We start from the raw sequence: 14,768 nt of genomic DNA, 5'->3' as shown, positions 1-14,768 counted from the left end.
CTTCACCGGTTCTGCCTTTAAGCAAGAATCGAAGGTTGGCCGATAACCGTCCAACCTTCGATTCTGCGGTCCGTTTGCTAGAGCCGGATGTCTGCAGACTCCCCCGGTTTCAAGGCGATGAGGAGTTCGCTGAGCCCGGCATCGGCGAAAAGCTTGCTGATCTGGTCCGCATTCTGGCTGAAATGTTCCCACGAATCCTCGTGCACTGGAACGACCTTCTTGACACCCATGATCTTGGCCGCCTCCAGGGCCCGGTCATTGCTGAGGGTGATGTACGCGCCATCTGCGATCACATCGAATTTTGCGCCGCCGACGAAGAGCACAGCGATATCAATGGCTGGAAAACGATCCGCAATTTCGCGCACGATATCCAGCTCGGAGTTATCACCGCTGATGTAAATCGTCGGCATGCCCTCTGCTTCGAGGACAAAGCCAATAACGGGCCCGAGTGCGTCCCACACGCCCTCCGGGCCATGATGCGCCGGCACTGCCGTGATTTTCATCTGCCTGCCATCGGGAAGCGTAACGGTATGAGTCTCGTAGTCGCTGGTCCCGCGGACGTTGGGGCCGAAGTTCTTCGCAGCCTCCGTCGTGGTGAGGGCAAGCGGCACCATCGTCAGAAAACCCCGGCCGGCCACGTCCAGGTTGTCGATGTGCTCGTGGGAGGCGAGTGCCAGGTCAACGTGGCCAAGCTCCTCGGGGGTGGCGCTGGGGGCGAGCTTCTTGATGACGGGTCCGGCGATTGGGTGGTGGTAGACCTGGGGGGAATCGAAGGTGGGGTCAGTGATCATCCGGTAGCCGGCGATCTCGAGGAGCAGGGTCGGTCCTCCAATGAGGGTTGCTTTGACGTCGTCCATAATTTCAGTCCTTTATCGGGTCGGTGGCGGCCGGGGTTCAGCTCTTGCTCGTCATTTGAGCCGTGATGTCTTCCGCCCCGTGCAGGACATAGACGAGCTTGCCGTCATCGTCGAAAGCCGGAGCGTTCAGGGGCTGGAACCACCGGGGCTCGAAAATCCCGTCTGAGTTCTCGATGTCATAGCGAACAGGCGGAAGAATATCGATCTTGCCGGTTTCGACAACACGCTCGATGGAGCTGCGCAGAATCTCTGTTCCCTTGGCGTCAGGGTTGTCCGGGTTGTCCGGAAAAGCCTCGAGGATGTCCATGCCGACGATTCCCTCGCGGCTCTTTCCCGTAGATGCAAGGAACGAGTCAGTGGCAGCGACGATCGTTCTGTCGGGGGTGACGATGATGTATTGGTTCGGCAGACTTTCGAAGATTTTCTGAAAGTCGGGGTTATGTGCATCTGAGGATGACACTTCGACTCCTTTCCCTGATGAGCGACTCTTTCGCGTCTCGTATTGCCATTGCAGCAGGTGGGGCCGCCCCCCACTAGTGCAATACATGGACTGGAAGGAGTCAGCGTCCCTGCTGTTTCGCCGACCAGGGCCTGCCGCAGATGTCGGGAAAAACGGGGATGCCCTTTGGCTTGGGCCATCGGCGGCATTTGTCCCAGATCCCTAGAGTCCGAAGGCGGTTCCGTGGCCATGCTCGAACACGAGGTTGGTCTGGGTGCCTGCGACGGCAGGATTCGATGACAGATGGTCCAGTACGAATTGACGGATGTGCTCGGTATTCCTGGCCGTGATGTGGATCAGGAAATCATCTGCACCGCCAAGAACGAAGAATTGCTTGATCTCGGGCAGGTCCCGCAACTCATTTCCGAAGGCATTCATCAGGTGCCGGGCCCCAGGCCTAAGCCGCACGCTGACCAGGGCCTGGAGGGGCAGGCCCATTGCTTCGGGTGCGACTTCGACGGTGAAGCGCTTGATTACCCCCGACTCTTTGAGCGCCTTGAGGCGGGCAAGACAGGTTGACGGCGCAAGTCCGAGGGCCTCCGACAACGACTGATTGGTACGCCTTGAATTATTGGACAGCAGGCCAAGAAGCTTGTGGTCCACTTCGTCCAATGGCACCTGTTGCAGTTTCTGCGAGTCCGACACTCTGTAACGCTCCTCACAATGCAGGAATTAATGAGCTGCTTCCATTCTGCCGCAGATCCTGCGAGCAGGGCTCACGTTTCCGCATTTTCTGTCATTCTTTTGCCCACAAGCATCAATCCCCTCAGAAAGCATGAGTCATGATCATCTCCGTCCCCAAGGAAATCAAGAACAACGAGTTCCGCGTCGCGATCACTGCCGCCGGCGTCCACGAATTCAAAGCAAACGGCCACGACGTGCTCGTGGAAACCGGCGCCGGCGCCGGTTCCGGCATCAGCGATCAGGAGTACGCCCTTGCCGGAGCCGAGATCGTCGAGACCGCAGAGGAGGCCTGGGCGCGGGCCGACATGGTGATGAAGGTCAAGGAACCCGTGGCATCCGAATACCGGCACTTCCGTGAGGGCCTGCTACTTTTCACCTACCTGCACCTTGCAGCGGAACCCGCACTGACCCAGGCGCTTGTCGAATCCGGTGTCACCGCCATCGCGTACGAGACCGTTCAGGAAGGCCGGGCACTGCCGCTGCTCGCCCCGATGTCCGAAGTGGCCGGCCGGCTCTCCGTCCAGGTCGGTGCGACCTCGCTCATGGCGCCGGCAGGGGGCAAGGGTGTGCTGCTCGGCGGCGTTCCGGGCGTCCGTCCCGCCAAGGTTGTCGTCCTCGGTGCAGGCGTCGCCGGCACCAACGCCGCGGCCATGGCGCTCGGCCTCGGCGCCGACGTCACCATCCTGGACATCAACATCAACCGGCTGCGCGAGCTGGACGCCCAGTACCAGGGCCGCCTGAAGACCGTAGCGTCCAACTCATACGAGATCGAAAAGTCCGTTATCGATGCTGATCTCGTCATCGGCTCCGTCCTGATCCCGGGCGCCAAGGCACCCAAGCTCGTCACCAACGACCTCGTGGCCCGGATGAAGCCCGGCTCGGTGCTCGTTGACATCGCCGTGGACCAGGGCGGCTGCTTTGAAGATACCCACCCCACCACGCACCAGGAACCCACGTACAAGGTCCACGAGACGATCTTCTACTGCGTGGCCAACATGCCCGGCGCTGTCCCGAACACCTCCACCTACGCCCTGACCAACGTCACGCTCCGCTACGCGGTGGCTTTGGCCAACTACGGCGTCAAGGGTGCTTTCGACCGGCTCCCCGCTCTCGCCGGCGGTCTGAACGTGGCGGCAGGCAAGGTCACCCACAAGTCTGTCAGCGATGCCCACGGGCATGACCTCGCCGACTGGCAGGACCTGGTAACGGTTTAAGGCATCGGCCGTGTCTGCCCGATAGAAGGCAGACACGGCCCGCTTCACAGGAAGGGAAAGCATCGAATGGCATTTCACCTGCAACCCAAGTGGCAGCCGCTGATTGGCCAGCCGGTCATTGTTAAACTTCAGGATGAGGAGATCCGGCGCGGAGTTGTCGATGCAGTCACCGACGATGATCAAATCCTGTGGCTCGACAGTGACGGCGCTGAGCCCCGCCGGCTATTTCACCGGGCAGACGGTTTCAACGTGTGGGTCGACTACAAGTGGGAAACCGAGAGGTTCAGCCGTTGCCCTGACTTCCAGCGGGAGGCTGCATCATGAGGGGCGGGCAGTCCAAGGCGGCTGGATACGTACAGCATCGGGAACGGTTTCACAGTGATAATGAATTGTCAGCAGCAATCACCAGGCTGCGTTCCCAACGGGACAACAGTGAAGCGTCAGGTGTTCTTGTCACCTGGCACGGCCCCTGGTCCTACACCCTGGAGCTCTGCCACCGGATTCCTCCCGGGCTCGTCTACGAGTGCATCGCGTCTGAACGACTGAATATGGCACTCTAATTCAGACCCGGCCTGACGGGCCGCGCCCATCAGCGCTCCCCCAGCAGGCTCGTAACCTCAACGACCGTCCTTTCCGATGGGCGCCAGGCACACGGTCCGCGCGAATGATGTGCCCGCAGTACATGTCGATCACCTGAACCGCCACGAAAATGGTCGAAGATGAACAGCCGCAAGCCCCTCCCCTACCTGGTGTGTCAGAGAGCGGGGAGCGCCACCGGCCCTGTGCAACCTGGCAACGACAAAGGAACCCTGATGTCCGAACTCACTGTTGAAAGAGCAGATCTCGGCATGGCATGGGCGGTCAAAGACAGCTTTGTCCGCTACGTGCAGTCCATGCATGACGGACGCATACTCTTGCGTGACGGTGCTGCCGTGACCAATACCCGGCAGTTCTATTTCCCGTTCAAGAGCCTGGACCAGTCTGCCGGTGACCACTTTGTGCTCCAGTTCGGTGGGGAGGCGCGCTTCCTCGCCCACCATGGGCTTATGTCGGTCGCAATTTGCAACCCAAAAATAGAAGTCGGGCCGGACGGGGCATGCCTGTCCATCGAGCAAGGAAACGAGACGGTGCAGCTCGCCGATCTCCGTTTGCCGGCGGTGTCGGTGGAAGACGGCGTAACCATGTGGGCGAATGTCCAGGTAGCGTTGACCAGCGCAGGAGCGGCTGTCTTCGCAGACAGCTACTCAGCCGGAGAGACCCTGGCTCCGCTGACCATGAGAGCACCATCCTTCGTGAAAGTACCGTGACGTCGTCTTTGAGGGAACCTGTTCGACACCGCTTGGGGCCGGTGCTGGGAAACACCTGAAGACACGGGTGCGTTTGTTTGTTGCAAGGAGCTCAAGATACGTAGGCGCTTCAACATACCTGGCCCTTCGCGTTTAGGCATGGTTCGTTTGTTTGATCCGGTAGGGGCGGTGGCCGCCGGCGGCGAGTAGGCATCTAAGTCTGTAGTTAGTGAAGTTGCGGAAGCCACGGGCGATTCTGCGGGTGGTTTCGATGACGCCATTTATCGCTTCGGTGGGTCCATTGGAGGCGCCGTTGGTGTCGAAGTAGGCCAGGATCGCTGCCTTCCATTGTTTGAGCGTCCGGCCCAGTCGTGAGATTTCCGGGATCGGGCAGGACGGGAACGAAGCGATCACTTCGTTGATTAGTTCCCTGCCTCGCTCGGGTCTGGCGTGGTAGATGTTGCGGAGCTTCTGGTAGCACTGCCAGGCCAGGGTGACCTCGTGGTGCGGGTCCCCGAGGGTGAGCTTCGCGTCGAGCCGGGCGGTTTGTTTGTCGGTGAGGTGTTCGGCGCCGACTTGCAGCGCCCGGCGGATGCCGTAGAGCGGATCGCCCTTGCGGCCGCGGTGTCCGAGGGTGTCCTGCTGGACGCGGCGGCGGACCTCATCGACCATGGCCGATCCGAGTTTTACGACGTGGAACGCGTCCAGGACGGTGATGGCTTCTGGCAATTCATCGCGGATTGCGTTCGCGTAGCCACGGAACGGATCCAGGGCCGCTGTCTTGATGCCGGTGGTGAAGGCGGCACCGCGCTCTTTGAGCCAGTCGGCGTAGGCCTTCCCGGACCGTCCTGGAACGAGGTTCAGCAACCGGGCGTGAACTATGCCGCGGGCGTCCCGTGTGTGGTCCACGATCCCGGTGACCATGCCGGATCCCGGCGGGCCCGTGTGTGACCAGACATGCTCGTCGACGCCGAGCGCGTTCACGCCGGCCAGCCGTTCCGTGATGCCGATGCGCCTGGTGGCCTCTGCCTTGATGGCGTCCCAGACGGTGTGCCAGGAAAAGCCGAGCTGATGGGCCAGGGCTGAAACGGAAGTGTCGAAACGCTGCAGCGCGTCGGTCGCCCATGCCACTGCCCGGGCGGTGAGTTTCGCCCGCGGCCCGGCCAACGGGTGTTCCTCGGTGAAGGTGTTCCCCCGGACAGTCCGGGTCGGGGCAGCGCCAGACGCGATTGGCCCACAGCAGCCGCACCGGACGACCGAAACACGGGGTGTCATGGAGACGAACCGGCCGGCGGCCGTGCCCGACCGCGACGACGCCGCAGCCCGGACAGCCACTGAGGGTTTCACCGGTTTCGACGTGCAGAACCAGGCCGTTGGCGGTTGCTGTGACGGAGTTGATGTGGAGGCCCTCGACACCGAGCAGCGCATCCGGCGCGCGTGCACCAGCGGCCACCGGAACAAGACATAGAGTTATTCATGTCAGGGTCTCTTTTGGGTGTTGGTTTGCTTGGCCGCAACCAATTCAAAGAGGCCCTGACCTTATTCCCACCGCACCACGCCGCACCGACAACATCCAATGCCCGGCGGGGACAGTCTCAGCCAGCACTAACCACGCTCATCTGCGAAGGGCCACATACCTGGCGCATCCGATCACGACGGATATGGCATGTTCCCGCCCCCTTGGAATGACTGGTGCCGGGGGCAGGAGGCGCGGCGCCGGATGTCCAGGACACGTCCAAGCCGCAACGGCAGCGCCGCCACACCACTTGGTCTACTGGGAAGCCACTGTTGCGGTCGTTCGGACCAGGTGGGCGAAGCGTCGTGCCATTGCCTCAGTATGCTCCCTCACAATCTGGTCTTGATTCTCGAACGCCTGCATACCATGCCCTGCCCGCTCCATGGCAACCGCGTCATTCTCGTCGACCAGGGATAGCCACTGGCGGTAGACCGCCGGCGACAGCTCAGGGTGAAACTGAACTCCCCACGACATTTCGCCTACCCGGAAAGCCTGATGCGGATATTGGGCGGTCATCCCGAGCCAGACCGCCGAAGGTGGCAGGTGGTCGATCATGTCCCCATGCATGGCCCCGGCGCAGAAAGGGCCCGGTAACCCGGCCATCAGGGGATCCCCGGCCGCCTCGGACCGTAATGCTACCTCTACGACTCCCGCCTCGAGGCCCTGGTCGCCCCTGGTCACCGTACCGCCGAAAGTCTGTGCCATCAGCTGAGCTCCGAGGCATATCCCAAGTGTGGGCTTCCTGTGGCTGGCAGCAGCTGCCATAAGGCTGCGGATGTGGGCAAGCCAGTGATAGACATGGTCGTCCAGCGAGCTCATGTCACCGCCCAGGACCACCAGGGCGTCCTCCCGAAGTATTTCCGGGATCACGTCGTCATTAAATGGCTGGACAATTCTGGTGGTTATACCCTCATCGTGCAGCCACAGGCCGAGACGGTCGATCGGGCAATAGGGATCCGGCTGTATGACGAGGGCCTGCAAAGTGCCGGCGCCTCGGGAAAGATCTGGCTGGTAGGTCATGCTCGAATTCCTTATCGGGCGATCGGAGTTTCCAATACTTCAAGGTAGCGAACGGCATCGCCGCGACCGCAGTGCCATTTGCACATGGAGATCCGAATGTGTGTGCTTGCAGAGCTGAGGCATTGGCGCTTCGGATGGCTGGGGTCGACACTATTCACACCATGGGACGGTCCTTGAACAGGAATTTAGTTTGGGCGGCCGTTGCCGTCACTGAAGAACCGCGCGCTGGCCTTCCCGCACCGCCAACCGTGCGGCAATGCCTGTGGGTAGCCAGTCTCCGGATTCTTCGAAGGAATGACCGATGAGCTGCTCTACGCGCTGGAGGCGTTGCCGGAGCGTGTTGCGGTGGATGTGCAACTTGGAGACCGTGTCCGCAATGGATCCCTTGTTGGATAGCAGCATGGCAACTGTTTCGGCCAACTGGGTTCCATTTTCTGCGTCGTAGCGCATGAGGGACCTGAGTTCAGCGAGCACGTCCTTGATCTCCGCAGACATCCCTTCCCCTACGAGCGGCACGTCCTGCAGATGTTCTATTTCGCTGAAAGAGGTGACCCGTCTCCCGGACGTCCTGGCAACCAGTTCTGTCCATGCCAGTGCGGTCTCGGCGTCGGAAAGCGCAGGCTGCAGGGAAGCGACATCGCGGGCCACCGGACCGAGGCCGGCGAAGGCTGAGACGCCGCGGTGTTCGTCGAGCTCAGAAAGAGTTGTCTCCAGCTTCGCCTTGATCTCCTCTCCCGTACCGGAGGGGGTATCAATAAAGAGCAGGCTGAGGGGTCCCTCCGTGAAGACGAGGGACCGTGGGCCGGCCAGTTCCTGCAGGTAGGGGGCAATGCGCCTGGACACCGCATCCGAGTCGAATTTCAGCCGTTTCACCCGTACCAGGACAGGCAGTGTGCGGCCCTTTGACCAGCCTGACTCCTCCAGAATGCGGGCGAATGTGCTCGTGCCGACGCTTCGAAGCAGGCGTGAAGCATGGGAGGAACCTACCGATTCCAGTTCTACTGCTTCAAACAGGGCGGCCAGTTGGGAGCAAATGGCGCTGAGTCGGTCAAGTTCCCTGGCGGAATAGCGGCGTGGACGGTAGCAGGTGACGATGCCCCGGGTGCTCGTCAGGCCGAAGGAAACAGATATCCGCTCATGTCCGGCGAAGTTGGATTCGATAAATTCGGAGGTTGCTGTTCGTGAGTGAGTGGTTCGAACCACTGTTCCGCTTCGCTCGCCCTTGTCCATTGCGATGGCAGTGGGCGGGGATGTGGCTGGACCACGACCGAAATATTCGATGACGCAACCGTCGGAGCTCATGTGCTTGAGGATCGACTGGGCGGCCACTTGAGCGCATTGCAGAACCGAAGTGGCGGAGTTGATCGGGAAATCTACAAGGAAATGTGCTGCTGCAGACTGACGCCGCAAGTCATCAACAGTCTCAGCCTGCAGCAGGCCGCTGGCAAGCAGCATGCCCACCTCGTCGGCAATCAGCTTTGACTCCCACGTGAAGGTTTCCTCGACATACGACCAGAGGCTGAATACACCCAGGAGCGTCCCGGTCGGAGCCACGATCGGGACTACCAGCATCGAGTTGAAATCTTCTTCCTGCAGTTCGCTGATGCTGACGAACCGCGGATCCTGCTGAATGTTTTTGTTAAGGACAACTGACTGCCGGGTAAGCCCCACCCAGCCGGTTACCCCCTCGCCGAGGCGAAGGGTGACCCTTCCAACTTGCTGGCTCTGCACTCCAGCGGTACCTGCACGCATAACAAGAACTTGTTCCTGTTCATCCCACAGGTAGACGAAAACCCCTGCTGAGTTTGTTGCCCTGGCAACCAGGTCCACTGCCCTTTGAGCAAGCGCGAGCGGATCGGGTCCTTCCATCATGAGCTGCGTGAGCTCAGACAGGGTATCTGCCCGGAGCTCTGCTATTTGGAGTTTTTGGCGATAGTCAGCCGGCAGGACCTCGTTCGGTTGCGGCGCCGCGGGCTCAGCAGGGGTATTCATCTTTTCAGCTTAGGAGGCTCATGCCCATGGAGGCCCGACTGAACTGCCTTGGCGCGTTGACGCCAATCCAGGCCGCCTCCTCCTCCGCGGATCCGATCCGGTACAAGGCGGCGTTGCGTTCCTCGGCAGCGTAGACCTGCACAAGTTCGCCTTCCGGCGGAAGCATCCCGTGTACCTGGACCTTTCGACCAAACTGCTCCGTCCATCCGTACGGAGCCTGTTCCAGTTCCATGGATTCGAAGCCGGCGAAGTATTCAGCCAGGGCTGCACCGTGCCGTTGCGCCTGAGTCCAACTCTCGAACCGCCGAAACGTTCCGTCCTCGGCCTGCCGTGCCGAAACGTCTCCGATAGCGAAGATCCCGTCAGCGATTTCACCGCTGGTCAGCAGCGCCTTCCCGTCGGCAGTGCAACGGACTCCGTTGGAAATGTCGAGGTCGCTGTAGGTCAGCCATTCAGTATTGGGCCGGGCGCCGACAGCGCTGATAACAAGGTCGGCGTGCAGGTCCAGGCCGCTGACCTGGACTGTCCATGCGGCATCGGTTTTCTGAATGGACTCCACAGCAACTCCAAAGTGGGTTACAACACCGGCCGAGTGCATCCATGCCTTTGCTTCTTCCCCCAGATGTCCTGAAAAGAAGCGCTGCATTGGTTGCGGAGCCAGATCCACTACGGTGACCGCAAGCCCACGCTGGGCCAGTGTGGAGGCGAGCTCCGCACCAATGGTTCCGGCGCCGATGATGATCGCACTGGCAGCCCCTGCATCCACGGCATTGCGCAGGGCGAGGGCATCCTCGGCGGTTCTCAGGCTGAGAACGCCTGCCGGCTCTTTTGGCAGTCTGATGGAACCGGCTCCGGATGCGATGACGACCGCGTCAGCCGCCACTTCTCCGAGCTTGTCCAGCAGAACAGTCCGCTTGTCAGGGAGCAGCCCGATCGCCTTTGCGTTGAGGATCGGCGTAGCCTCCGGCCACCACTCGGCCGGTTCGACGGAACCAGTGCCTAAAAGAAACTGCTTGGACAGCGGGGGCCGGTCGTAAGGCGCATTCGGGTCGGAATCTATGACGATAAATTCGCCTGCAAACCCAAGCTCACGGCTGCGTTCAATCAGCATCGCCGATGCAACCGAAGCGCCAATAATCGCGACCCGGTCTGGCAGATGTGTCACGACGCCGAAACCTCTGCGGCTTTTTCGCCGGCCTCGGTCGATTCCCGTTCAAGGATTGCCCGTTCAGGGCAGTTCCGGATGGCCTTGCGGACGTTCGGCTCGTCGCCGCTGTTTTCGCGGCCAGGAATGACGTGCGCATAGCCTTCCTCGTCGATCTCGAAGGTTTCGGGTGCCAGCGCCCAGCACCGGGCGTGGCCCTGGCAACGCCCTCCATCGACCCAAAGTTCTCCCATAGTGATCAAGCTCCAATCTTGAGGGTAAGCGGGCCGACGCCGTGCCACGGCTCGTCGTCATTCGCCCGTTCAAAGTGAGGGACAGCCTTCAGGAATTCCTCCATGGCAATAACCATCTCGGCGCGGCCAAGGTTCGATCCAAGGCACCGGTGGATACCGCCGCCGAAGGCCAGATGGCGGTTGTCTTCACGGTCAATCTTGATTTCATTGGGTTCTTCGTAGACCTCCGGGTCCCGGTTGCCCGCGCCGAAGACGAGCACGACGCGTTCCCCGGCCTTGATCTCCTGGCCACGGACAACTGTGTCTGCTTTTGCTGTGCGGGCCATGGCCTGGACCGGAGAAAGCGTCCGCAGGAACTCCTCGGCAGCTGTGGGGATCAGGTCCGGGTCTTCACGCAACTGCTGCTGGGCGTGCGGGTTGCCGGCAAGGTACCAAAGGGCGGACCGGATTGCCCAGGCGGTCGTATCCAGCCCGGCCAGGAAGAGCAGGTAGCAGTACGACAGCAGTTCTTCACGCGTGAGCTTCCGTCCCTTCACCTCCGCTTTCAGAAGCTGGGTGATCAGATCGTTGCTGGCCTCTGCTTCCGGTCCGGCCTTTTCCCGTTCGTCGAGAAGGCGGTCGAAGTAATCGTTGAGCTCGCGTCCGGCCGCGTAGGCCGTTTCAGGATGGGCCGTGCGCTCATAGATGATCTCATCGATCCACCGGTCGAAAATCGGCCAGTCCTGCTCCGGATATCCGGCCAGGCGGCTAAAGATGATTGTCGGCATCGGGCGGGCAAGCTTCGCCGAGACATCAACGACGTCGCCCGCCGCGAGGACCTCCTGGCAGAGCTGCCGGGCGGTCTCCCGCATTCCCGGGCCCAGCTTGGAAACATTCATGGGAGTGAACATCGGCAGCAGGATCTTGCGGAAGTCAGCGTGGGTCGGCGGATCGATGTCAATCGGGATAAGGGGGACATCGGTGCCGAAGGCAGGGAGGAGCATGGAGGGACCGACAGCGAAAGTGTCAGGATCCTGCTCTGCATTGAAGATGTCTTCGCTCTTGGTGATGTACCAAAAGCCCCCATACTTGTCGCTGTGACCGACAGGACCGTTGGCGAGCATGTCCTGGTAGTCGTCGAAAATGTTGTCGAGTGCCCGTCCGTGGAAGTCAAAGTCTGACTTGTTGTGGCTGAGCCCGCGCTCGGTTTCTGTGCTCATGAGAATTGCTCCTGAAGTAGTTGCTCTGACTGTGCGTGTGCCGCGGCCTTCTCCACGAGATCCACGAAGAGAGCCTTCTGGGCTTCGTCATAATCGACCATGTGTTCGGGATGCCACTGCACCCCGATCAGGCTGGCATCATCGGCTTCGATTGCCTCAATAACATCGCCTTCCCGTCCCACAATGCGAAGGGCTTTCCCGAGCCTTCCCAGGCCCTGGTGGTGGTAGCTGTTCACCGGGATGCTCAGGCCTTTAGCGATCCGGGCAAGTTCGGAATCAGGTTCCAGCTGCACCCTGTGCCACGGTTGGTGCGAAGGGTTGTCCTGCCAGTGCCCTCGGTCCGGGCTTACTTCCTGGACCAGGGTTCCGCCGCGAATGACGTTGACAAGCTGCATTCCCCGGCAGGTCGCCAGGACCGGTATGCCACGAAGCATGGCCTCGTTGTAAAGCTCGATCTCGAAATCGTCCCGGATATCGCAGACGTCATAGACCGTGTCGATCGGGTCCTCGCCATACAGTCGGGGGCTGATGTCGCCGCCGCCGGTGAGGATGAGCCCGTCGAACCCTTCAAGGGCCGCATCGGGGATTGTTGCCGTTGACGGAAGAATGGCAGGACGGCCGCCCGCGGCAAGGACGCCGTTGGCGTAGGCCATGTTCTGGACTGTTGAAGGCATCGGGCCGAAGGCGGTATCGACGGTTTGCCGAGCCGCTGAAATGGCAATAAGGGGCGCCCTCATGTCAGTAAACCAGCCAGCCACCGTCGACGTGGATGGTGGTACCGGTCACCCAGCTGGCCTCGTCGCTGGCCAGGAACGCGACGGCGTTGGCAACGTCGGACGGGCGGCCGATACGTCCGAGCGGCGTACGGTCAAGGAGGAACTTCACGGCCTCTTGGTTCTCCAGCACGGACTTGGTGAACGGGGTCTCGATGAAGCCCGGGGCAACAGCATTGACGCGGATCTTGGAAGCCGCGGTTTCGATGGCCAAAGCCTTCGTGAACATCAGGAGTGCACCCTTGGAAGCGTTGTAATGCACCTGGGGGTGCCCGCTGCTGGCGATGACGATATGGGCCTCGACTGATGTGATGTTGACGATGGCGCTGGTTGAATCGTCGCCTCGGGCGGCGGCGCCCTTCTCCAGCAGCGGACGTGCAGCCTGGCTGACCAGGAACGGGCCTGTGGAGTTCACGGCGAAGACCTGGTCCCATTCGGCAACGCCGAGGTCATCGAAGTTGCTGCCCTTGACGATGCCTGCGTTGTTGACGAGGGTGTCGAGCCGGCCGAACTTGGCATCGATCTCGGCCATGCCGCTGCCGACCGAAGCCTCGTCGGCGACGTCCATAACAACAGGAACCATTTCCGGGTGCTGGCCAACCAGGCGCTCGAGCGCGGCCTCGTCACGGTCGAGGGCTACGACGGTAGCGCCCTCCTTGAGCAGCTTTTCTGCGATGGCAAGGCCGTTTCCGGACGCGGCTCCGGTGACTGCGGCGATCTTTCCGGGGTGAGTAGTCATTGGGTGTTTCTTCTTTCTTGGTAAGGAAAATGGTGGATTGAACGCTTCTCAGCGCTGCACTGGGCGCTAGATTCGTTCCAGGTAACGTGCGATTTCGAAGTCGGTGACACTGGTCTGAAGCTTGCGGAGCTCCCAGCGCCTCGTCTGGACGTAGTGCGTGACGAAGGTTTCACCGAAGTACTCCTTGGCGACCTCGCTCTTCTCGAACTGTTCGATGGCCTGGCCGAGTGTTGCGGGGAGCTCCTTTACCTGGTGTCCCTCCTCCAGGGCGTATGCGTTGCCTACCACCCGCTTGGGAGCGGTCATCTTTGTGTCCACGCCGTGCAGGCCGGCGGCGATGCTGGCAGCGATGACCAGGTAAGGATTGGCGTCAGCGCCAGGTACCCGGTTTTCGATGCGCGCAGCACTGCCCGTTGACGGGATGGACCTGATGGCAACCGTACGGTTGTCCAGGCCCCAGGTGGCGCTGGATCCGGCCCATTGCCCGCCTTCGGTCCGCTTATAGGAGTTGATGGTGGGCAGGTAGAGGGCGGTAAGCTCCGGCGCCGTCTCGACGACGCCCGCCAGGTAGTTGTACCCGACGGCGCTCAGCTCGCCGGGCTCCTCGGCATTGGCGAAAGCTGACTTGCCGGATTCCGGATCCCAGAGACTCTGGTGCATGTGCCCGGAGGAGCCGGCCCACTCCGGGTTGATCTTGGCCATGAACGATGCCGTGTAGCCGGCTTCAGCTGCGACCTCCTTGACGGTGGCCTTAAGCCGGAGGGCGTTGTCCGCGGCTGCGAGAGCATCCGAGTAGTGGATGTTCATCTCGAACTGGCCCGGGCCGTTTTCGCTGTTGCTGGCCTCGATGAAAATACCCTGCTCAGACAGGCGGCGGCGGATCTCGCCGATGAGGAACTCGGTGCCTGTGTCCCTGACGAGGCTGTAGGTGTGGCTGCCAGCCGTGATGGGAGTCAGGTCACGCCAGCCGTTGGCGGCAAGCTCGGTTGGAGTCCCCTTGAACAGGTAAAACTCGAACTCGTAGGCGCAGACCGGCGAGTAACCGAGGTCTTCGGCTTTCTTCACAACCCGCTTAAGAATGCTCCGGGGACAGATCGCCGCCGGCTCGCCGGACATTTCGTAGGCATCGCAAATGACGGATGCGACCCCAGGTTCCCCCGGAACAACCTTCAGGGTGTTGAGATCCGGCAGCAGGGTCACGTCAGGGTAGCCCGAGTCCCACCCCGTGTAGCTGAGATCAGAAATGATCTCATCCTGAATGTCCCAGCCGAAGATGATGTTGCAGATGTTTGTGCCGCGCTCAGCGACACTTTCCAGGAAGTACCGGGCGGGGATGCGCTTGCCGCGCCACACACCGTCCAGGTCCACGACGCCCACTTTGAAGGTTTTGATGTCGTTTTCGGAGACGAACTTTTGCAGTTCGTCGTGGGCTGACCCTGCGGCGGTTTTATCCTGCATGTCGATTGCCTCGAGTTCTTGGAGGTCCTCCGGGACCTGTGTGATCGGATTCACTGTGTACCTCTTTATCCTCATTGATATCGGTTACTAAAGACACTAAATGCGGGGTCTCGCGGGCGTATGTGCAAAGTGC

14 protein-coding genes and 1 pseudogene are annotated in these 14,768 nt (G+C 61.1%); 3 read left to right on the top strand and 12 right to left on the bottom strand.

Annotated elements, in window-relative coordinates:
• Positions 1 to 77: 77 nt before the first annotated feature.
• The 3 genes from QRM95_RS10765 to QRM95_RS10755 all read right to left on the bottom strand — a co-directional run bounded on the left by QRM95_RS10765 (position 78) and on the right by QRM95_RS10755 (position 2,001).
• Positions 78 to 857: an MBL fold metallo-hydrolase gene (locus tag QRM95_RS10765; protein WP_133830826.1), complete on the bottom strand. Its 780-nt coding sequence runs from the start codon at positions 855 to 857 to the stop codon at positions 78 to 80.
• A gap of 37 nt (positions 858 to 894) precedes the next feature.
• Entirely contained in the window at positions 895 to 1,317 is a 423-nt protein-coding gene (locus tag QRM95_RS10760) for a PAS domain S-box protein (RefSeq protein WP_205679365.1), read from the bottom strand.
• A gap of 201 nt (positions 1,318 to 1,518) precedes the next feature.
• Positions 1,519 to 2,001, bottom strand: a complete 483-nt coding sequence (locus QRM95_RS10755) for an Lrp/AsnC family transcriptional regulator (protein ID WP_056387789.1) — start codon at positions 1,999 to 2,001, stop codon at positions 1,519 to 1,521.
• A gap of 137 nt (positions 2,002 to 2,138) precedes the next feature.
• Here QRM95_RS10755 and ald point away from each other — a divergent pair, with 137 nt between their 5' ends.
• From ald to QRM95_RS10740, 3 genes are all read left to right on the top strand, one after another.
• Positions 2,139 to 3,254 carry an alanine dehydrogenase gene (ald, locus tag QRM95_RS10750; RefSeq protein ID WP_166183130.1) on the top strand — a complete coding sequence of 372 codons (1,116 nt, stop codon included), beginning with the start codon at positions 2,139 to 2,141 and terminating at the stop codon, positions 3,252 to 3,254.
• A gap of 66 nt (positions 3,255 to 3,320) precedes the next feature.
• The gene (locus QRM95_RS10745; RefSeq protein WP_133830829.1) at positions 3,321 to 3,578 is read left to right on the top strand and encodes a hypothetical protein; all 258 of its coding nucleotides are present in this window, start codon (positions 3,321 to 3,323) and stop codon (positions 3,576 to 3,578) included.
• A gap of 488 nt (positions 3,579 to 4,066) precedes the next feature.
• A complete protein-coding gene (locus QRM95_RS10740; protein WP_242703048.1) occupies positions 4,067 to 4,561 on the top strand; it encodes an HtaA domain-containing protein in 495 nt (164 codons plus the stop codon).
• Positions 4,562 to 4,693: 132 nt separating this feature from the next.
• Here QRM95_RS10740 and QRM95_RS10735 read toward each other — a convergent pair.
• The 9 genes and pseudogenes from QRM95_RS10735 to QRM95_RS10690 all read right to left on the bottom strand — a co-directional run bounded on the left by QRM95_RS10735 (position 4,694) and on the right by QRM95_RS10690 (position 14,689).
• Positions 4,694 to 6,018 (bottom strand): annotated as a pseudogene (locus tag QRM95_RS10735) (ISL3 family transposase).
• Between the two features lie 293 nt (positions 6,019 to 6,311).
• Positions 6,312 to 7,076, bottom strand: a complete 765-nt coding sequence (locus QRM95_RS10725) for a type 1 glutamine amidotransferase (protein ID WP_133830830.1) — start codon at positions 7,074 to 7,076, stop codon at positions 6,312 to 6,314.
• Positions 7,077 to 7,283: 207 nt separating this feature from the next.
• Complete coding sequence (locus QRM95_RS10720; RefSeq protein ID WP_133830831.1) at positions 7,284 to 9,068, bottom strand: helix-turn-helix domain-containing protein; 1,785 nt, start codon at positions 9,066 to 9,068, stop codon at positions 7,284 to 7,286.
• A gap of 4 nt (positions 9,069 to 9,072) precedes the next feature.
• Complete coding sequence (locus tag QRM95_RS10715; protein WP_242703047.1) at positions 9,073 to 10,233, bottom strand: NAD(P)/FAD-dependent oxidoreductase; 1,161 nt, start codon at positions 10,231 to 10,233, stop codon at positions 9,073 to 9,075.
• On the bottom strand, positions 10,230 to 10,466 hold the full coding sequence (locus tag QRM95_RS10710; RefSeq protein WP_133830832.1) for a ferredoxin: 237 nt from the start codon (positions 10,464 to 10,466) through the stop codon (positions 10,230 to 10,232). The genes QRM95_RS10715 and QRM95_RS10710 overlap by 4 nt, the downstream gene beginning before the upstream one ends.
• Positions 10,467 to 10,471: 5 nt before the next feature.
• A complete protein-coding gene (locus QRM95_RS10705) occupies positions 10,472 to 11,665 on the bottom strand; it encodes a cytochrome P450 (RefSeq protein ID WP_133830833.1) in 1,194 nt (397 codons plus the stop codon).
• Positions 11,662 to 12,402, bottom strand: coding sequence for a gamma-glutamyl-gamma-aminobutyrate hydrolase family protein (locus QRM95_RS10700; RefSeq protein ID WP_133830834.1), 741 nt, complete (start codon positions 12,400 to 12,402; stop codon positions 11,662 to 11,664). The genes QRM95_RS10705 and QRM95_RS10700 overlap by 4 nt, the downstream gene beginning before the upstream one ends.
• A gap of 1 nt (position 12,403) precedes the next feature.
• Positions 12,404 to 13,177, bottom strand: coding sequence for an SDR family NAD(P)-dependent oxidoreductase (locus QRM95_RS10695; protein WP_133830835.1), 774 nt, complete (start codon positions 13,175 to 13,177; stop codon positions 12,404 to 12,406).
• A gap of 66 nt (positions 13,178 to 13,243) precedes the next feature.
• Complete coding sequence (locus QRM95_RS10690) at positions 13,244 to 14,689, bottom strand: glutamine synthetase family protein (protein WP_243835349.1); 1,446 nt, start codon at positions 14,687 to 14,689, stop codon at positions 13,244 to 13,246.
• Positions 14,690 to 14,768: the final 79 nt, after the last annotated feature.

Source organism: Pseudarthrobacter sp. efr-133-R2A-89 (assembly GCF_030209315.1).
Classification (GTDB): domain Bacteria; phylum Actinomycetota; class Actinomycetes; order Actinomycetales; family Micrococcaceae; genus Arthrobacter.
The sequence above is the reverse complement of the archived record's forward strand: the minus strand, read 5'-3'. Positions and strand labels throughout refer to the sequence as shown.